General features: G+C 74.3%; 18 protein-coding genes and 1 pseudogene. 12 read left to right on the forward strand and 7 right to left on the reverse strand.

Features of this window, described 5'->3' with window-relative positions; translation table 11 throughout:
• Positions 1–17 precede the first annotated feature (17 nt).
• On the forward strand, positions 18–1,463 hold the full coding sequence (locus tag MICAU_RS13950) for a serine/threonine-protein kinase (protein WP_013285961.1): 1,446 nt from the start codon (positions 18–20) through the stop codon (positions 1,461–1,463).
• 3 nt (positions 1,464–1,466) lie between these two features.
• Here the strand turns inward: MICAU_RS13950 and MICAU_RS13955 are convergent, their stop codons facing one another.
• Entirely contained in the window at positions 1,467–2,159 is a 693-nt protein-coding gene (locus MICAU_RS13955; protein WP_041799245.1) for a carbon-nitrogen hydrolase family protein, read from the reverse strand.
• A 66-nt stretch (positions 2,160–2,225) separates the two neighbouring features.
• On the opposite strand from MICAU_RS13955, the gene MICAU_RS13960 reads away from it, so the two are divergent.
• The gene (locus tag MICAU_RS13960) at positions 2,226–2,999 is read left to right on the forward strand and encodes a DedA family protein (RefSeq protein ID WP_013285963.1); all 774 of its coding nucleotides are present in this window, start codon (positions 2,226–2,228) and stop codon (positions 2,997–2,999) included.
• A 7-nt stretch (positions 3,000–3,006) separates the two neighbouring features.
• Here MICAU_RS13960 and MICAU_RS13965 read toward each other — a convergent pair whose 3' ends face one another.
• Together MICAU_RS13965 and gdhA are read right to left on the reverse strand one after the other, a co-directional pair.
• Entirely contained in the window at positions 3,007–4,365 is a 1,359-nt protein-coding gene (locus MICAU_RS13965; protein WP_013285964.1) for an alpha/beta hydrolase family protein, read from the reverse strand.
• A 152-nt stretch (positions 4,366–4,517) separates the two neighbouring features.
• Positions 4,518–5,849: an NADP-specific glutamate dehydrogenase gene (gene gdhA, locus MICAU_RS13970; protein ID WP_013285965.1), complete on the reverse strand. Its 1,332-nt coding sequence runs from the start codon at positions 5,847–5,849 to the stop codon at positions 4,518–4,520.
• A 92-nt stretch (positions 5,850–5,941) separates the two neighbouring features.
• Between gdhA and MICAU_RS13975 the strand changes: the two genes are divergently transcribed.
• Genes MICAU_RS13975 through MICAU_RS13990 form a run of 4 tightly spaced genes read left to right on the forward strand, consistent with a single transcriptional unit; the run spans position 5,942 to position 8,848 of the window.
• The gene (locus MICAU_RS13975) at positions 5,942–6,283 is read left to right on the forward strand and encodes a MazG-like family protein (RefSeq protein WP_013285966.1); all 342 of its coding nucleotides are present in this window, start codon (positions 5,942–5,944) and stop codon (positions 6,281–6,283) included.
• Between the two features lie 30 nt (positions 6,284–6,313).
• Entirely contained in the window at positions 6,314–7,147 is an 834-nt protein-coding gene (locus MICAU_RS13980; RefSeq protein WP_013285967.1) for a toast rack family protein, read from the forward strand.
• A gap of 15 nt (positions 7,148–7,162) precedes the next feature.
• Positions 7,163–8,134, forward strand: coding sequence for a pirin family protein (locus MICAU_RS13985; protein WP_013285968.1), 972 nt, complete (start codon positions 7,163–7,165; stop codon positions 8,132–8,134).
• 45 nt (positions 8,135–8,179) lie between these two features.
• Positions 8,180–8,848: a hypothetical protein gene (locus MICAU_RS13990; RefSeq protein ID WP_013285969.1), complete on the forward strand. Its 669-nt coding sequence runs from the start codon at positions 8,180–8,182 to the stop codon at positions 8,846–8,848.
• Between the two features lie 321 nt (positions 8,849–9,169).
• Here MICAU_RS13990 and MICAU_RS13995 read toward each other — a convergent pair whose 3' ends face one another.
• Positions 9,170–9,439, reverse strand: a complete 270-nt coding sequence (locus tag MICAU_RS13995) for a DUF2795 domain-containing protein (protein WP_013285970.1) — start codon at positions 9,437–9,439, stop codon at positions 9,170–9,172.
• A 177-nt stretch (positions 9,440–9,616) separates the two neighbouring features.
• On the opposite strand from MICAU_RS13995, the gene MICAU_RS14000 reads away from it, so the two are divergent.
• On the forward strand, positions 9,617–10,021 hold the full coding sequence (locus MICAU_RS14000) for a DUF2267 domain-containing protein (protein WP_013285971.1): 405 nt from the start codon (positions 9,617–9,619) through the stop codon (positions 10,019–10,021).
• Between the two features lie 12 nt (positions 10,022–10,033).
• Here the strand turns inward: MICAU_RS14000 and MICAU_RS14005 are convergent, their stop codons facing one another.
• Positions 10,034–11,230, reverse strand: coding sequence for a CaiB/BaiF CoA transferase family protein (locus MICAU_RS14005; RefSeq protein WP_013285972.1), 1,197 nt, complete (start codon positions 11,228–11,230; stop codon positions 10,034–10,036).
• Positions 11,231–11,472: 242 nt separating this feature from the next.
• On the opposite strand from MICAU_RS14005, the gene MICAU_RS14010 reads away from it, so the two are divergent.
• The 4 genes and pseudogenes from MICAU_RS14010 to MICAU_RS33140 all read left to right on the forward strand — a co-directional run.
• Positions 11,473–12,507 carry a TerC/Alx family metal homeostasis membrane protein gene (locus MICAU_RS14010; RefSeq protein ID WP_013285973.1) on the forward strand — a complete coding sequence of 345 codons (1,035 nt, stop codon included), beginning with the start codon at positions 11,473–11,475 and terminating at the stop codon, positions 12,505–12,507.
• A gap of 50 nt (positions 12,508–12,557) precedes the next feature.
• Positions 12,558–13,157, forward strand: a complete 600-nt coding sequence (locus MICAU_RS14015; protein WP_013285974.1) for a sulfite oxidase-like oxidoreductase — start codon at positions 12,558–12,560, stop codon at positions 13,155–13,157.
• A gap of 40 nt (positions 13,158–13,197) precedes the next feature.
• The gene (locus MICAU_RS14020) at positions 13,198–13,917 is read left to right on the forward strand and encodes a ferredoxin reductase (RefSeq protein ID WP_174361792.1); all 720 of its coding nucleotides are present in this window, start codon (positions 13,198–13,200) and stop codon (positions 13,915–13,917) included.
• A 47-nt stretch (positions 13,918–13,964) separates the two neighbouring features.
• Positions 13,965–14,135 (forward strand): annotated as a pseudogene (locus MICAU_RS33140) (DUF6510 family protein); the annotation flags it as partial.
• On the opposite strand, the gene MICAU_RS14025 reads toward MICAU_RS33140, so the two are convergent.
• Together MICAU_RS14025 and MICAU_RS14030 are read right to left on the reverse strand one after the other, a co-directional pair.
• Positions 14,061–15,833 (reverse strand): glycosyltransferase family 2 protein, encoded by a 1,773-nt coding sequence (locus MICAU_RS14025; protein ID WP_013285976.1) that lies wholly within the window; start codon positions 15,831–15,833, stop codon positions 14,061–14,063. The pseudogene MICAU_RS33140 and the gene MICAU_RS14025 overlap by 75 nt on opposite strands.
• Before the next feature lie 172 nt (positions 15,834–16,005).
• Positions 16,006–16,659 (reverse strand): C39 family peptidase, encoded by a 654-nt coding sequence (locus MICAU_RS14030; protein WP_013285977.1) that lies wholly within the window; start codon positions 16,657–16,659, stop codon positions 16,006–16,008.
• A 1,202-nt stretch (positions 16,660–17,861) separates the two neighbouring features.
• Between MICAU_RS14030 and MICAU_RS14035 the strand changes: the two genes are divergently transcribed.
• Positions 17,862–18,389: a GNAT family N-acetyltransferase gene (locus MICAU_RS14035; RefSeq protein WP_236619305.1), complete on the forward strand. Its 528-nt coding sequence runs from the start codon at positions 17,862–17,864 to the stop codon at positions 18,387–18,389.
• Positions 18,390–18,413 lie beyond the last annotated feature (24 nt).

Genomic DNA, 18,413 nt, shown 5'->3' on the forward strand with positions numbered 1-18,413 from the left:
GGCAGACTGGAGGCATCATGTCGCCTTTCACGCCCGCCCTGCGCCTGCACGACCGATATGTCCTGCGCGAACGCATCGGCCTCGGCGGGATGTCCGAGGTGTGGCGCGCCGACGACGAGGTGCTGCACCGGCCCGTCGCGGTCAAGGCCCTCGCCGGGCAGCTCGCCGCCGATCCGCAACTGCGGGCGGTCATCCAGCGCGAGGCCCGCGCGGCGGCGCGGCTCACCCACCCGCACGTGACCCAGGTGTACGACTACGGCGAGGCGACGCTGGACGGCGGCGTCGTGGTCCCGTACCTGGTGATGGAGCTGGTGGAGGGCCAGACGCTCGCCGACCGGCTGGCCGGCGGGCCGCTGGCCTGGCCGGACGCGGTCCGCACGGCCGGGCAGGTCGCCGGGGCGCTGGCCGCGGCGCACCGGATCGGCGTGGTGCACCGCGACATCAAGCCGGCCAACGTGATGCTCACCGAGACCGGCGCGAAGGTGCTTGACTTCGGCATCGCCGCGCCCGCCGGCCCGCACCCGGTCACCGGGCAGACCGGCGCGCTGCTGATGGGCACTCCCGCCTACTTCGCCCCGGAACGGCTCGACCCCGGCCCGGCGAACCCGGCCGGCGACGTGTACGCGCTCGGCGTGCTGCTGTACCGCAGCCTCACCGGTCAGGCGCCGCTGCCGGTGCGCAGCTGGGACGACGTGCTGGACGTGCGGCGCAACCGGCCGCCGGTCCCGCCGCTGCGGGTGCCCGGCCTGCCGCCGGAGATCGCCGACCTGGTCCTGGCCTGCCTGGCGGCGGACCCGGAGCGGCGGCCCACCGCGGCCCGGCTCGCCGACCGGCTCGGCGCGGGCCGCCCGGTGGACCCGCCGACCGCGATCCTGCCCACAGTGGCGCCGGTGGCGCACCCGCCCACCCTCGTCGAGCGGTCCCCGGCCGCCGCGTCCCGCCCGGTCCCGCCGGCACGTCCCGTCGCGCCGCCGCGCCCGGCGGTCTCGTCGAACCGGCTGCTCGGGCTGCTCGTCGCCGGTGCCGTGGTGCTGCTGCTCGCGGTGGTCGGCTCGCTGGTGTGGGGCGACGGCTCCGGCACGCCGCCGGCCGCCGCGCCCACCGCCGGCCCGTCGACGCGTGCCGCCGAACCGCCCGCCCCGGAGCCCAGCAGTGCCGCGCCGACGTCGGCGGCAGCCGAGCCGGTGACGCTGCGTCAGCTCGGCGACCGGTTCGGTGAGCTGCTCGACCGGGCCGAGGCGATCGGGCTGATCGACCGCAAGACGGCCGACGACCTGCGGAAGAAGGCCGCCGAGCTGGACCGGGGCAAGCCGAAGGACCGCGACAAGCGGGTCGAGGACCTGCGGGAGAAGATCGAGGACGCGGCCGAGGACGACAAGATCGATCCGGTCACCGCCGCCGCGCTGCGCAAGCTGATCGACGGCTACGAACGGCTGCGCGGCGGCGCCGCCGACGAAGGCTGACCGTCAGCGCAGCGTCCCGGTGACCACCTCGCCGACGCCCGTGCCGGCGCGGACCACCGGCTCACCCGCCGGTGACCAGATCCCGGAACCACCCGCGGCGCGCGCGTACCCGCCTCCGGTCGAGCCGGCGAAACTGGCCGTCGCCACCCACACGGCGTGCTCGGCGGCGACGCGGCGGGCGCGTTCGTCCGGCACGGCCGCGTCGTCGGCCGACTCGAGCACCCCGGCCAGGTAGGCGTCCGCGCCGAGCGCCACAGTGGCCGCCGCGTGCTCCGGCGTGCCGGTGTCCTTGCACACCGCCAGCCCCAGCCGCCAGCCGTCCACATCGAGCACCGCCGGCTCCCGGCCCGGTCGCATGTGCCGCGGCTCCGCGCCACCCAGGAACATCTTCCGGTACGCGACCCGCACGCCCTCCGCGTCGATCACGAGCACCCCGATGTGCGGGCCGGGCACCGGCGCCCCGGCCAGCGCCAGCGTGCCGGTCTCGGCGCAGGCCGCCCGCAGAGGCGCGAGCCTCGGGTCGGCCGGGTCCAGCGGCGCGGCGGTCAGCTCGTACCCGGTCAGCGACATCTCCGGGAAGACCACCACGCGCGCCCCGGCGGCGCGTACCGCGTCGGCGTGCCGGGCGGCGTTGCCCTCGACGTCGTGGGAGCGGGTCAGCGGCTGGGCGACGGCGATCCGCAACGGCGTACGCATGACGTACACGATAATGGTTTCCATGACGCGTGGTCGTCCGCGGCTTCGCCCCGTAACGTTGGTCCGATGATCGGAAACGCACAGCTGCTCGCCGTCCCCCGGGCGAGCACCGCGCGGGCCGCGGAACCGTCCGGCGACGGAGTAGCCGGCTGGGTCACCGGCCTGATGGAACGGCTCGGTGGGCCGGGCGCCGGCCTCGCGGTGGCCCTGGAGAACCTGTTCCCGCCCATCCCCAGCGAGGTGATCCTGCCGCTGGCCGGCTTCACCGCGAGCCAGGGCCGGATGAGCCTGGCCGGCGCCATCTTCTGGACCACGCTCGGGTCGATCGTGGGCGCGCTGGCGCTGTACTACATCGGCGCGGCCCTCGGGCGGGACCGGATGCGCGCCCTGGCCGCGCGGCTGCCGCTGATCAAGCTGGAGGACGTGGACCGCACCGAGGCGTGGTTCCTGCGCCACGGCGTCAAGGCGGTGTTCTTCGGCCGGATGATTCCGATCTTCCGCAGTCTCATCTCCATCCCGGCCGGAGTGGAACGGATGCCGGTTCCGGTATTCCTGCTCTACACCGCGCTGGGCAGCCTGATCTGGAACACCACGTTCGTGCTCGCCGGTTACCTGCTCGGCGAGCAGTGGCACGTGGTCGAGGCGTACGCGGGCACGTTCCAGAAGGTCGTCATCGTGGCCGTGGTGGCCGGTGTCTGCTGGTTCGTGGTCAGCCGCGTCCGCCGCTCCCGCCGCACCGCCGGGGACGTGCCGCAGGAGGCGGAGGCGCCGCCGGAGCCGCAGCCGACCCCGCAGGGCACCGTCTACCGGGGCGGCTGGTACTCCCGGGCGGAGGACTGAGGCAGGGTCAGCACGGCGGGTAGAGCGGGCGGGTGCCGGCGCCGGCGGCCCGGGCGGCGTGGTCGCTGAACCGGCAGCCGAAGTCCGGTGCCGCCACCGCACGCCGGTCGGTGACCGCGTCACCGGCCGGCCGCTTGTCGGTGCGGACCCAGCGGACCAGGTCGTCCCAGGCGGCGCCGGCCTCGGCCGGGCTGAACTCGCAGTGCTGCGCGGTGCGCACCGCCCGCTGCACGAGCAGCCGGGACCGGCCGTGCCGGGCCACGTCCCGGGCGTACGCCTGCTCCATACTGAACGGCACGAACAGGTCGCCGAGCCCGTGCAGGCTCAGCACCGGCGCGGTGGGCCGCCCGGCGATCCGGGGCACCTCGGTCAGGCCGGGCGCGAGCCGCTGGCGCAGGTTCTCCGGCGCGACCCGCTGCACCGTGGCGTTGAGGTTCACCGGCTGGTTCGGCGTGTACCTGGTGAACAGGTTCGTGGCGAGCTGGCCGGGCCGCCGGGCGGGGGAGCCGTCCGCCTCGCCGACGGCGATGCCGAACAGGAAGTCCTTCCACACCGCGAACGCGGCGTCGGCGCCCGGCCGCGGCCCGCCGGAACGGTCCACGGTGACCGCGCGCAGCTGCTTGCCCAGCGCATTGGTGGTGTCCGCGCCGCCCGGGGTCAGCCCGGCGAGGCCGAGCGTGACCTGGATCCGGGGCACCGCCGAGGTCAGGTAGTCGGGCGGCGTCGGGTACGCGCGCACCCCGGCCAGCGCCTGCGCGACCAGGTTGTAGTCCAGGAAGAAGTCGAACAGCTCCTGGTCGCCGAGCACCCCGCACATCGGCAGCGCCCCGGCGTAGTAGCCCGGGTACTGCTCCAGCGACCGGCCGATGACGTGACCGCCCATCGAGACGCCGGCGATCAGTACCCGGTGCGGGCGCCGGACGGTACGGCTGAACAGGTCGGCCAGGGCGCGGGTGCCGCGAACGCCGGAGCGCACGTCGTAGCCGTTGCGGTCGTACGACGACGACGCCCACGCGTACCCCTGCGCCACCAGGCGCTGCCGCAGGTCGAAGCCGGGCGGCTCCGGCGACAGCTCGGTGCCCTGGCCGCGGTAGCCGTGCGCCCACATCACCAGCTCGCCGTTCCAGCGCGCCGGGATCTCGATGACGTACCCGGCGTTGGCGTGCACGCCCTGCCGCACGGTGGTGGCGGCCCCGCCGACCACGAGCGGCGGCAGCGGCGGGTTGACGATGGTGTAGCCGGGCAGCGGGCCGCTGCCGTCGTCGCGGCCGGTGGCGGCGGCGGGGGCCGCGCCGGTGAGGCCGAGCGTCAGCGCGAGGGCCGCGCCGACGGCGAGCAGCCGGCGACGGACGGGTGAGGGCTGCATCGCTGCTCCCCGGGGGACGGGTGCCACCCCGGGACGGGGGTGACGACGCGGGACGGATGCCTACCGGCCGGTAGCGCCCTGAACCTAGGCCGGGCGTCGAGAGCTGTCAATCGCTGACCGACCGCTCCGCCGGCGTCCGTCCCGCGGACCGCTCAGACCAGGCCGTGCGCCAGCATCGCCTCGGCCACCCGCCGGAACCCCTGGATGTTCGCCCCGGCCACGTAGTCGCCGGGCAGGCCGAACTCCTCGGCGGTCGCCCAGCACCTGTCGTGCACGTCCCGCATGATCTCGCGCAACCGCTGCTCCGACTCGCCGAACGTCCACGTGTCGCGGCTGGCGTTCTGCTGCATCTCCAGCCCGCTCACCGCCACCCCGCCGGCGTTGGCGGCCTTGCCCGGGGCGAACCGCACCCCGGCCCGGCCGAGGATCCGCACCGCCTCCGGCGTGGTGGGCATGTTCGCCCCCTCCACCACCGCGACGCAGCCGCCCGCTACCAGCGCGGCCGCCTCCGCGCCGCCGATCTCGTTCTGCGTGGCGCAGGGCAGCGCCAGGTCGCAGGGCACCTCCCACACGTTGCGGTCCGCGACCGCCACCGCGTTGCGCGCGTGCTCCGCGTACTCGGCCAGCCGTCCCCGGCGCTGCTCCTTCAGCTCGCGCAGCAACGCCAGGTCGATGCCCTTCTCGTCGACCACGTAGCCGCCGGAGTCCGAGCACGCCACCACGGTGCCGCCGAGCTGGTGCACCTTCTCGATCGCGTAGATGGCCACGTTGCCGGAGCCGGACACCACGACCCGCTTGCCCTCCAGGCTGTCCCCGGCCTGGCGGAGCATGTCGTCGGCGAAGAACACCGCCCCGTACCCGGTCGCCTCCCGGCGCACCTGCGCGCCCCCGTACGCCAGGCCCTTGCCGGTGAGCACGCCCGCGTCGTACCGGTTGGTGATGCGCTTGTACTGCCCGAACAGGTAGCCGATCTCCCGGCCGCCCACCCCGATGTCACCTGCGGGCACGTCGGTCTGCGGGCCGATGTGCCGGTACAGCTCGGTCATGAAGCTCTGGCAGAACCGCATCACCTCGCGGTCGGAGCGGCCCTTCGGGTCGAAGTCCGCGCCGCCCTTGCCGCCGCCGATGGACAGCCCGGTCAGCGCGTTCTTGAAGATCTGCTCGAACCCGAGGAACTTCACGATGCCCAGGTAGACCGACGGGTGGAAGCGCAGGCCGCCCTTGAACGGGCCGAGCGCGCTGTTGAACTCCACCCGGAACCCGCGGTTGACCCGCACCCGGCCCCGGTCGTCCTCCCACGGCACGCGGAAGATGACCTGCCGCTCCGGTTCGCAGACGCGCTCGACCACCTCGGCGTACTCCGGATGCCGGGCCAGGGCCGGACCGATGCTCTCCAGCACCTCGCGGACCGCCTGGTGGAACTCGGGCTCTCCCGGGTTCCGGGCGACCACGCCGGCGAACACCGATTCGACGATCTCCGGCATCACGGGCACCTCCTCTCGCCTGGGACGCAGGCCCTCCGGCCTGCGTCGCCCCAGGATACGAACGGTGTGCGGGGTGCGGTTCACTGGTCCGCGTGGACGCCACCATCTGGACGACGGCGCGGGACGCGCGCGCCTGGCTCGACGCCGCGAACGGCCGCGGCGACACCGAACTGACCTGTCGCATCCTCAAGATCGGCGAGGAGGCCGGCGAGGTCGCCGCGGCCTGGATCGGCCTGCTCGGGCAGAACCCGCGCAAGGGGGTGACGCACACCCGCGAGGAGGTCGCCGCCGAGCTGGCCGACGTGGCGTTCACCGCGCTGGTCGCCATCGAGAGCCTCGGTCTGGACGCGCACGCCGTGCTGGCCGCGTGCGCCGGCAAGGTGCGCTCGCGTACCGGAGTGGGAATGAACCGAGACGCCGACGCAGACGTATGACCCGATGGGGACCGGCGAGAGGGGACGACCATGACCGCATCCGAGGACGACCCCGGCCTGGCCAGGCCCCGCTGGTCCGGCGGAGCCCGGCTGCTCGCGGCGGCGGCGGTGCTGGTGGTGGTGCTCGGCGCGGTGGCCGTGGCGGTGACGCTGTCCAACCCGGCCCGTCTCGGCGTGGTCTTCTCCGGCGGCGCCCCGCCGTCGCCCGCTCCCGGCGGCGGCTCCGGCGGGGCGGGCGCCGCCGAGGTGGCCGGCGCCGAGACGCTCGCCGCGCCCCGCGACAACCGGCAGCGCGCCCAGTTCGAGCTGGTCGACGGGCTGACCCGGTTCACGCTGCGGGCCGCCGACCTCGGCGACGACCTCTACCGGATCGGCGCGCCGGACGGCTCGGGTGTGACGCCCCGCCCGCAGCTCGTGGGCGACCGGGTCCGGCTGCGGATCGAGGAGAACGGCCGCCCCGGCCCGGCCGCCGTCGAGGTGGTGCTCAACTCCCGGGTCACCTGGCGGCTGCGGCTGCTCGGCGGCGTCAGCGAGCAGCGGCTCGACCTGGGCGAGGCCCGGCTCGCCGGGATCGACCTGGTCGGCGGCGCGTCGCGTACCCGGCTGCTGCTGCCCCGGCTCGACGGCTCGCTCACCGTCCGGATGACCGGCGGGGTCAGCGAACTCACGGTCACCGTGCCCGGCGGGCCGCCGGCCCGGGTGCGGGTGGCCTCCGGCGCCGGCTCCCTGACCCTGTACGACCAGCGTCGCGGCGGGATCGCCGCCGGTGACCTGGTCAGCTCACCGGGCTGGGACCGGGCTGCCGACCGGCTCTACCTCGACCTGGTCGGGGGCGCGAACGCGGTGAGCGTCACCGCGGAGTGAGCGTACAGTCGGGCGGTGGACCGCACCGAATCCCTGCCCGCGCAGACGCTCCCGCCGGGCGTCGGCCCGACCGACCCGGGCAGCGTGCTGCTGCCCGGCCACGACGTCCCGCTCGGCCGCTACACCACTGTGCGCCGGCTGCTGCCGCAGCGGCAGCGCCGGATGGTCGGCGCCTGGTGCTTCGTCGACCACTTCGGGCCCGACGACGTGGCCGACCGGCCCGGCATGGAGGTGCCGCCGCACCCGCACACCGGGCTGCAGACCGTCACCTGGCTGCTCGACGGGGAGATCCTGCACCGCGACAGCCTCGGCAACGTCCAGCCCATCCGCCCGGGCCAGCTCAACGTGATGACCTCCGGGCGCGGCATCGCCCACTCCGAGCGTTCCCCGCTGGTCCACCCGCCGCTGATGCACGGCGTGCAGCTGTGGGTGGCGCTGCCCGACCCGGCCCGTGCCGGTGACCCGGACTTCGCCCACCACGCCGACCTGCCCCGCTTCCGCGACGCCGACCTGGACGTCACGCTGCTCGTCGGCGACCTCGGCGGGGAACGCTCGCCCGCCGTCGTGCACACCCCGCTGGTCGGCGCGCAGATCGAGGTCCGCGGGCCGGCGCCGGCCACGCTGCCGCTGCGCCCGGACTTCGAGTACGGGCTGCTGGCCATGTCCGGTGCCGCCGAGTGCGACGGCACGGCGCTGGCCCCCGGCGCGCTGCTCTACCTGGGCCTCGGCCGGAACGCGCTGACGCTGCGCGCCGAGCCGGGCACCCGGCTGCTGCTGCTCGGCGGCACCCCGTTCGAGGAGCCGCTGGTGATGTGGTGGAACTTCGTCGGCCGCTCGCACGAGGAGGTGGTGGCCGCCCGGGAGGACTGGATGGCCGGCCGCCGCTTCGGCGTGGTCGCCGACGACGCGGCGCCGCCGCTGCCCGCGCCCGCGCTGCCCACCACCCGGCTCAAGGCCCGTGATCGCGGCGGTGACGTCCGCGGCTGACCGTCGTACCCCGAATGCCGCGCCGTCACCGGGGTAGTCGGCGGCATGCCGACAACCACCGCCCCGCGCGACGTCGCGGACAAGAAGCGGCTCGCCCGCCGGCTCGCCGGAGACGGCCGCGGGTTCGCCGAGTGCTTCGGGTTCCGGGTGACCAACAACCCGGCCCAGTTGTTCCAGGTGCTGTACCTGGCCGTTCTGCTGGCCCGCCGGGGCGACTTCCACCGGTCCGTCGACGCGGCCACCGCGCTGCGCGACGCCGGGTGGGACACCGCGGCCCGGATGGCCCGCTCCCGCCACGAGGACCGGGTACGCGTGCTGCGCGCCGCCGGACTGCGCGGTGACCTGCCCGCGATCGCCGACACCCTCGGCGACCTGGCCCGCACGATCGTCGAGACGTACCGGGGTGACCTGCGCCGACTGCGGACCGCCGCGCACCAGGATGCGGGCGAGGAACGGCGGCTGCTGACCGCGCTGCCCGGAGTGGACGACGAGGTGTGCGACCTGTTCCTGCGCGAAGCGCAGGCGCTGTGGCGTGAGGCGGCGCCGGTGGCCGACCGGCGGGCGCTCGCGGCGGCCCGCCGGCTCGGGCTGGGCCGTACCGCGCGCGACCTCGCCGGACTGACCGGCAGCGGCGAGTCGGAGCAACTGTCGTGGCTGGTCGGAGCGCTGGCGCGAGTGGACCTGGAGCGGCGGTACGCCGAGGTGACCGCCTGAGCGCACACGTGCGCCCGGACACACTTCCGCGATTCTCACCCGTTCGGCTGATGTCGCGTCGTATGATGATCGTGGCAGCGATGCCCGCCCGGTTCGGGCGAACATCTCACCGCTGCGCGGTCGCGACCCGGTTCGGGCGTGAACCGCGGAGGACAGGTGCTGCGTGGCGCCCCAGGTCGCGGTTCGTGACCCGGGGCGCTCGCCTGTCCGGGCACGCCGACCCGCCACAGGGCAGCGCCCACGCGCGACAGTCGTACGCCGGGCCTGTTTCCGCACGCGCAGAGGCCGGCGGCCGTGTCGCCCGCCGGCCCGACGCCGTACTCAGATGCCGCGCAGGTGTTGCGAGACGCGCGGGTGGTTGTCGCGGGCCTGCGCCGCGCGCTGCGACCGGCTCACCTCGGGAGCCGCGTCGATGCCGGCCGACCGGGCCACCTCGGTGCCGTTGGCGTAGTCCACCGGGGGCAGAGCGCGCAGCGCCCGCAACACGTCCGGCGGCGCGCCCTCCCGTTCCGCCTCGCGGATGACGTCGTCCTTGCCGGCCGGGTAGTCCAGCGCGGACAGGTAATCAAGGACATCCGTGTAACTCGCCATGGGTCGGGCTCCTCGTGGCAGTAGTCGGGGTCATGACCGGGCGGCGGTTACCCGTCGCGCCGCCGCTCACGCCCGCGAGCGCGGAAATCCCGCCCCCGTCTCGCGCCGGTGACCGGCGCCGTTTCCGGCGCGCCGTCGCGGGTAGCCGCGGTGGGCGCACCGAAGGGGGTACCACGCATGCACTACCTGACCTTCGTGAGCCGGGTCGCCCGGCTCACCGGCACCAGCGAGGACCGGGCCGCCACGCTCACCGGGGCCACACTGGAGACGTTCGCCGAGCGGCTGACCGGCGGCGAGGTGCTGGACCTGGCCGCGCAGCTGCCGAAGCCACTCCAGGGGCTGCTCAGCCCGTATCCGCGCGACGAGGCCGCGGAACGGTTCGGCGCGGCGGAGTTCGTCGCCCGGGTCGCCCGCCGGGCCGACTGCGACGAGAACACCGCCCGGGACGCGGTACGCGCGGTGTTCGTCACGATGCGCGAGGCGATCCGCGGCGGGGAGTTCCAGGAGGTCGTGGTCCAGTTTCCGCGCGACTACCGGGACATGGTGGAACCGGCCCTCGCCCCGGCCGCCGCGCGCCGCTGAACCGGCGGCCGGTCAGCCGATCACACCTGCGGCGCGCAGAGCGGCGATCCGGCCGGCGTCGATCCCGGCACCGGCGAGCACCTCGTCGGTGTGCTCGCCCGGCGACGGTGGCGGGCGCCGGACAGAGGTCGGGGTGGCCGAGAAGCGCGGTGCGGGAGCGGGCTGGGTGACGCCGTCCGGCGCCACGAAGACCTCGCGTGCCCGCAGGTGCGGATGCTCCGGTGCCTCGGCCCAGTCGAGCACCGGCGCCACGCAGGCGTCCGTGCCGGCCAGCAGCTCCGTCCACTCGTCCCGGGTACGGGTGCGGAACAGCCGCGCCCAGGCCGCCCGCAGCGCCGGCCAGTTCGCCGGATCGTCCCGGTCCAGCGCCTCACCGCCGACCGCCGCGCCGGCGTCCTGCGGGCCGTCGCCGCCGTCGGGCGGGAAGCCGGTGAGCCGGACCAGTTCGGCGTAGAACTGCGGCTCCAGCGCGCCCACCGCCACGTACCGCCCGTCGGCGCACTCGTACGTGTCGTAGAAGGGCGCGCCGCCGTCGAGGAGGTTCACCCCGCGCGGGTCCTGCCACAGGCCGATGCCGCGCAGCGCGTGGATCTGGGTGGCCAGCACCGACACGCCGTCCACGATGGCCGCGTCGACCACCTGGCCGGGTGCGCCGCCGCGTACCGCGTACAGCGCGGCGACCACGCCGAGCGCCAGCATCATGCCCCCGCCGCCGTAGTCGCCGAGCAGGTTCATCGGCGGCACCGGGCGTTCCCCGGCCCGGCCCACGCCGTGCAGCGCGCCGGTCAGCGCCAGGTAGTCGATGTCGTGCCCGGCGCGCTGCGCCAGCGGCCCGTCCTGCCCCCAGCCGGTCATCCGCCCGTACACCAGCTTGGGGTTGGCGGCGAGGCAGTCGTCCGGGCCGAGGCCGAGTCGTTCGGTCACCCCCGGCCGGAAGCCCTCCACCAGCGCGTCCGCGCCGGCGACCAGGTCGAGCACCAGGTCACGCCCCTCGGGCTGCTTGAGGTCGACGGCGATCGAGCGGCGATTGCGGTTCAGCAGGTCGCCGGGGAAGGCGCCGAACCCGCCGCCGCCGGGCCGGTCGACGCGCACCACGTCGGCGCCGAGGTCGGCCAGCATCATCGACGCGAACGGACCGGGGCCGATCCCGGCCAGCTCGATCACCCGTACGCCGGTCAGTGGTCCCTGGTTGGTCACCCGCGTCACCATAGGGTGCCCGGTGACCTGGCGCCATGCCCTCCACCACCGCACAGCGGTTGACCAGGGCAATCAACCGTGTCCCGACTTGGCGTCCGGTCCGGCGGTGACCTAGCCTTGTGCAGGCGAGGGGAGTACTTCCCACGAATCATTCCGGTCAGTACGGCAAGCCGCCGAGGCGAGCCCCGGGTGGTTGCCCACGAAAACGTGGGTGAAGGAGACCTCGAACATGACACGGTGTTCGAGGAGGCTCCATGCCCGAATTGTCGCCCCTGGCCGCGGCCGGGTTGTCGTCTGTCGGCACGCCCACGCTGTGGGTCGTGACGATCGTCGGCGTGCTCGTCCTGCTGGTGCTCGACTTCCTGGTCACCAGAAAGCCGCACGAGGTCTCGATCCGTGAGGCCCTGGGCTGGTCGGCCTTCTACATCGCCCTGCCGCTGGCCTTCGGCGCCTGGATCTGGTCCCGCTACGGCAGCCAGCAGGGCATCGAGTACCTCACCGGTTACCTGGTCGAGAAGTCCCTCTCGGTCGACAACCTGTTCGTCTTCATGCTGCTGCTGGCCGCGTTCGCGGTGCCCGCCGTGCTCGCCCAGCGGGTGCTGCTCTACGGCATCGCGGGCGCCCTGGTGCTGCGCGGTGTGTTCATCGCGCTCGGCGCCGCCGCGCTCCAGACGCTCGACTTCGCCTTCCTGCTGTTCGCGCTCATCCTGATCGCCACCGCGGTCAAGCTGCTGCGCGACGCCCTCTCCGGGCACGAGCAGGAGGTCGACATCAACAAGATGCGGTCGGTACGCCTGCTCCGCAAGATCATGCCGGTGGTCGACGACTACCACGGCACCCGGATGACGATCCGGCAGGGCGGCCGGCGGGCGCTCACCCCGTTCGCGCTCGTCGTGGTCGCCGTGCTGGCCACGGACATCGTGTTCGCCGTCGACTCGGTGCCGGCCGTCTACGGCATCACCGAGGACCCGTACCTGGTCTTCGCCACCAACGCCTTCGCGTTGCTGGGCCTGCGGGCGCTCTACTTCGTGCTGCACGCCGCGCTGAGCCGCCTCGTGCACCTCAGCTACGGCCTGGCCGCCATCCTGGCGTTCATCGGCGTCAAGCTCGGCCTGCACTGGGCGCACGGCATCTGGGAAGGCGTGCCGGAGATCCCGACGCTCGCCTCGCTCGGCGTGATCATCGGTGTCCTGGTGATCGTCACCATCACCAGCCTGCGGGCCACCCGCAACAGCGGCGACGGCAAGCGCACCGTCGTGCACGAGGTGCAGGGTGGAGGTTCCGCCTGACTCGGTGGGAACCCCTGCCCCAGCGGGACCGGCGGTGGTACGACTGACGGGTGGGAATCGTCTCGCCCGGCTTCCAGGGCCGGCCCCGTACGTCCGCGCCCGACCTGCCGCCGGGGCAGTACCTCACCGAGGACTTCCCGGTGCTCTCCGCGGGCCCGACGCCGCGCGTGCCGCTGGACACCTGGGAGTTCGTGCTGACCAGCGAGACCGGCGCGGAGTACCGCTGGTCCTGGGACGAGATGATGGGCCTGCCGCAGGACACCCCGACTGTGGACCTGCACTGCGTCACCCGCTGGTCCAAGCTCGGCACCACCTGGCAGGGCGTCTCCCTGGACACGCTGCTCGACGGCGTCGACACCGAGGCCCGGTACGCGCTGGCGCACTCCTACGGCGGCTACACCACCAACCTGCCGCTCGACGACCTGCGCGGCGGTCGGGCCTGGGTGGTGCACACGTACGACGGGGGGCCGCTGCCGGCCGAGCACGGCGGACCGGCGCGGCTGCTCGTGCCGCACCTGTACCTGTGGAAGTCGGCCAAGTGGGTGCACGGCATCCGGCTGCTCGCCGACGACCGGCCCGGCTTCTGGGAGACCGCCGGCTACCACGACTACGGCGACCCGTGGCGCGAGCAGCGCTACCAGGGCGACTGAGGTGACGGCCCAGGCCGAGGGCCGCCGCGTCGCGCCGCTGATGTGGCGGGTCGCCCGGCTGGTCGAGCGGCGGATCGAGACGCCCACCGCGCAGACGCTGGTGCTGGACGTGCCCGGCTGGCCCGGGCACCTGCCCGGGCAGCACGTCGACCTGCGCCTCACCGCCGAGGACGGCTACCAGGCCGCCCGGTCGTACTCGCTGGCCGGCCCCGCCGACGGCGAGCGGATCGAGGTGACGGTGCAGCGGGTGCCCGACGGCGAGGTGTCGCCGTACCTGACCGACACCTACGCCGAGGGCGATCCGCTGGAGGTACGCGGCCCGGTCGGCGGCTGGTTCGTCTGGCGTACCGACGACACCGCGCCGGTGCTGCTCGTGGGCGGCGGATCCGGCGTGGTGCCGCTGATGGCGATGATCCGCGCGCGCCGCGCCGCGGGCAGCCGCACGCCGTTCCGGCTCGTCTACTCGGTGCGCACCCCCGACGACGTCATCTACTCCGACGAGCTGCGCCGCCGCGCGCGCGACGACCAGGGCCTCGACGTCGCGTACGTCTACACCAGGTCCGCGCCCGAGGGCTGGCGCGGCGAGCCGCACCGGATCGGCCTGGCCGACGTGAACAGCCACGGCTGGCCGCCCGACCTGGAGCCGCTGTGCTACGTGTGCGGCCCCACCGGATTCGTGGAGACCGTGGCCGACCTGCTGGTGGGGCTGGGTCACCCGACCCGGCGCGTGCGGACCGAACGGTTCGGCCCGACCGGCTGAGAACCCGAGGAGGGCGTATGACCGACCTGTCCTACGTGGACGGCAACATGCTCGACGGGCCGTTGCGTGAGTTGTTCGCCGTCGACCTGAGCGCCACCACCGGCCGCTGCGACACCTGCGGGACGACCGGCCCGATGGCCGGGCTACACGTCTACTCGCACGCCCCGGGCCTGGTCGGGCGCTGCCCCGCCTGCACCGGGGTGATGGTGCGGCTGGTCCGCGCGCCGCAGCGGGCCTGGCTGGACCTGCGCGGCACCACGTACCTCCAGGTGCCCATGCCGGCCGAGCAGGGTTTCCGGGCCGCGCCCTGACGTCTGCGCCGTTACTGGACCGCGCCTGCCGCGCCGGCGCAGCCGCCCGACGAGCTGACCCACCGTCACCGGCACCACGGAGAGCACGAGCTGACCGTTGCGCGGGTCGACTGTCGCCGCCACCCCGTACAGCCGGGCGCCGTGCCGCAGCAGCCGGGGCCGCCCGGCGGCGAGCCGGGGCGCGCGCACCGCGGCCCCGCCGCGCCCGTGACCGCCGTCCACCTCGGCGCGGACCGGATGGCGCTGCCCGCTGGCGGAGCTTGCCGCCAGGAGCCGGTCGAGTGCGAAGTCCGTGCGGAGCGTGCGGCCGGTCGGATCGCCGGCGTCCATCCGGGTGGCGCCCACGACCGGACCGGCCAGCATCCGCACCGGCCCGGCCTCCGTGGCGAACCGGGGGTACGGGCTGCGCGTCGTCACCGTCAACGTGTGCCCGTCGACCCAGCTCACGTCGACGGTGTCCAGCCGCGCCAGCCAGTCGGCGCGCACGTCGGTGACGTCGGTCCACCGGGCCGGGGCACCCGGGTAGCCCGCGTGCCAGCGGTCACCGGCGAACACCGTCGCCGGCACGCCCCGGCCGCTGTCCTGCTCGATCACCGCCAGCAGGTCGTCGACTCCGCCCGCGGTCACCGCGCCCAGGCGCAGCCGGGCCTCGATGTCGAGCCGGTCCCGCAGACCGTCGGTGACGTGCCGCCGCACCAGCCGCGCGACCGTCGCGTGCACCCGCTCCTGCGCGGCCCGGTCCAGGTGCCGGAAGTCGTCGCCGACGAGGTTCGCCAGTTCCAGCCCGGCGTGACGGCGCAGCACCGCGTCCCGGCGCTCCCCGGCGGGGATCAGGTCGGCCACGTACGCGAACAGCCGCTCCACGCTGACCAGGCGCTGCTCGACCCGGCTGTGGTAGGTGATGTTGCGGGCGTCCAGCCGGCGCACCGCGTGGTAGTAGTCGTAGTCGGCGAGCACCGAGATCCGGCGGGCGTGGTAGCAGGCGGCGAGCGTGAACGGCTGGTCGCTGAGCACCGGCATGTCCTCCGGGAACCGCAGCCCGAGCCGGTCCACGAGGTCGCGCCGGAACAGCTTCGTGTTCGCCAGCGACCAGGGCAGCGCCGAGTCGAACAGGCTCACGTCGACCGCGTTGCCGTCGGCGAACACGTCGGAGAACACGTGCCGGCCGTTGACCCCGACCACCTTGCCGAGCACCACGTCCGAGCCGTACCGGTCGGCGGCGGCGATCAGACGCTCGAGGGCCTCCGGACCGAGCCGGTCGTCCGAGCCGAGGAAGAAGACGTACCGGCCGGTGGCCAGGTCCAGTCCCCGGTTGCAGGGCGACGCCGGGCCACCGGAGTTGGGCTGGTGGACCACCCGCACCGTGCCGGGGTGCTTCGCGGCGTACCGGTCCAGCAGGCGGCCGCTGCCGTCGGTGGACCCGTCGTCCACCGCCACGATCTCCATCCGGCCCGGCCCGATCGTCTGCCGCAGCACCGAGTCGAGGCAGGACCGCAGGTAGCGCAGCGTGTTGTAGACAGGCACGACCACGCTCACGTCGGGGCGGCTCGGCGCGGCTGGGCGGGGCGTGGTCGGTGGGCGGTGCGTCGCCTCCTCGGCTGCCACAGCTGCTCCTTCACGGTCGCCCGGACGATCCGGCGCGACCCAGCGTGGTGGAGCGAGCCGTCCGGGTGACGACACCGGCGTGACGGCGAGGTGACCGGAAGGCAGCCGTTGGATACGCGCGAAAGGGCCCGACCCCGTGGTGGGGGTCGGGCCCTTCGTCATGGTCGTTCGGTCAGGAGCTGTAGCCGCGGCTGGCGATCCAGCGGGCGAGCTCGTCGACGTCCATCCGGTAGGAGGCCTGGTTCGGGTTGGCCGAGTCGGCGATCGTCACGACCTTGCCGCCGTCGCGGTAGCCGACCACGCTGATGTAGTGGCCACCCTCGAAGGAGTGGGCGTTGCCGTCGGTGTCGGTGGCGGTGCCGGCGATGTTGGCCACCACGGCACGGCCGTCGTCGACGGTCTTGACCACGTCGGCGCGCAGCTTGTCGACCTTGTCGCGGTCGCGGGCCTTGTCCACGGGGATCTCGGTGGACTTGTAGACGTCCTTACCGGTCTCCTTGTTCAGCACCGGGGTGATGTCGTTGATGGAGTTGGTGCCGGCCTCGGTGGTGCCCATCTCCTCGGCCATGGCGTGCACGTCGATGTTCTTGCCCTGCACGCTCAGCGCGTTACGGGCGGCGGCGGGGCCGCAGAAGTAGAAGTTGGGCTGCGCCTCGTAGCGCACGTCGAGTTCCCGCTCGCCGTGGCCCTTGCGGTCGGCCACCACGCTCGTGGTGCCGGTGGTGGGGGCGGCATGGGCGGCGATGGCGGGGCCGGCGATGCCACCAGCGGTGGCGACGACACCAGCAGCGGTCAGAACGGTCTTGCGCAGCAGAGTGGTAGCCATGATGGTTGCCTCCCTGAAGTGGGGGATGACGCGGCAAAGGGGGGGATGCCGCGAGGGGGAAAGTCTTGGGGGTGCCCGTGGAGAGAGGGCTGGCACGCGGGCGGCTCGGAGGGCCTGCTCTACGCGGCTCGGGGATGTAACGACCTGCGGACCGGGGTCATTCCCGCCGACCGTGGCTCACCCGGTCGGGGCGGTACGGCCCGATGGGGCCTGTCCGGCGGCGTGGCCTCGCGGTTCGGCCCGGTGGATGTAACGACCGGCGGGCCGGGGTCATTCCGTGGCTCTCGGCCGGGGCGACGACCTGGGGGAGGTAACGGCGTCCGGCCGGCGGCCATTCCGGGGGACGGCGGGGTGCCCGTCGTCCGGGGATGTAACGACGACCGGGCCGGGCCGATTCCCTGACCTATCCGGGCGCCCCTGGCGGGCCGGTGCCCGGCGCTCGACCTGGTGCCTGGGCCGTCAGCCATGTACAACGCCTCGCGCCCGCCACCGATTCCACCCCCACGGTGGCACCGACCACAGCCCCGCCAGGCTCAGCGCAGCGAACCGGACACCGCGGACCGAACCACCCGACCGGGTGCCGATGGTCCCGTCCGAGGCGCGGACGGATCCGTCCGAGGTCAGCCTCGACGCCGGTCGTCACAGCTCCACCCCGCCCGCCCACGCGATCTTGGTTTGGTGCCCGGCGAACCTCGCAAAGCGGGCATACCTGGGGCGCCAAGTGCAAGATCGAGTGGGCACGTCGGTCCGTCACCTGTGCCGCACAGGAGCCAAAAGGTGCCGTGCGGGGCTACAAGGCGTCGTTCCCGCACAATGAGATCGGCAGGCCACATCATGGGAGCCGGGGAGATCTTGGTACGAAAGGGCCCCCATGAGGGCCGTTTCCTACCAAGATCTACGGGCCCCGCCTGGGGCGAGGCGGAAGCGGCGTCGCGGCCCGCCTTCCCGGGGCGGTGGACCGGCCGGGACGGGCGGCACGTCGGGGCCGGGGCGGGCGGCCTCACGTCGGTGCCGGGGCGGGCGGCCTCACGTCCGGGCTGGGACGGGTCGCCTCACGTCGGGGCGGGACAGGGGGCGGGGAGGTCGTGCCGGAAGTGGGCGCCGGCGCGGAAACGCGCACTCCGGACGCGGCGGGCCGTGTGGCGGAGGGGGAGTGCACCCCCGGATGCGGTGGGGTGGACGCGGTGGCGGAGAGTGGCGCTGTGCGATATCTGCGCAGTGACGGACGCGTCGCCATCCGCCGTCCCCGTCCGGCTGACGAGGCGGAGTTCGTCGCCGCCGTCCGGCGCAGCCGCGACCTGCACCATCCGTGGCTCTCAGCGCCCGATGACGCGCAGCGCTACGCGGCGTACCTGCGCAAGATCCGGGGGCGGGACAGCGCCGGGTTCCTGTTCTGCGACCGGGCCACCGGGCAGATCGCCGGATACGCGAACATCAGCGGCATCGTGCTGGGCGCGCTGCGCGGCGGCTACCTCGGATACGCGGCGTTCCGCCCGTACGCGGGCACCGGGCACGCCTCGGCCGGGGTGCGGCTGGTGATCGAGTACGCGTTCGGGCCGCTCGGTCTGCACCGGCTGGAGGCGAACATCCAGCCCGGCAACGAGCCGTCGAAGCGGCTGGCGCGCCGGCTCGGCTTCCGGCTGGAGGGGTTCTCCCCGGACTACCTGTTCATCGACGGCGCGTGGCGCGACCACGAACGCTGGGCGATCACCGCCCCGGCGCCGGACTGAGTGCGGCGCCGGAGGATGGTGACC

Source organism: Micromonospora aurantiaca ATCC 27029 (assembly GCF_000145235.1).
GTDB lineage: Bacteria > Actinomycetota > Actinomycetes > Mycobacteriales > Micromonosporaceae > Micromonospora > Micromonospora aurantiaca.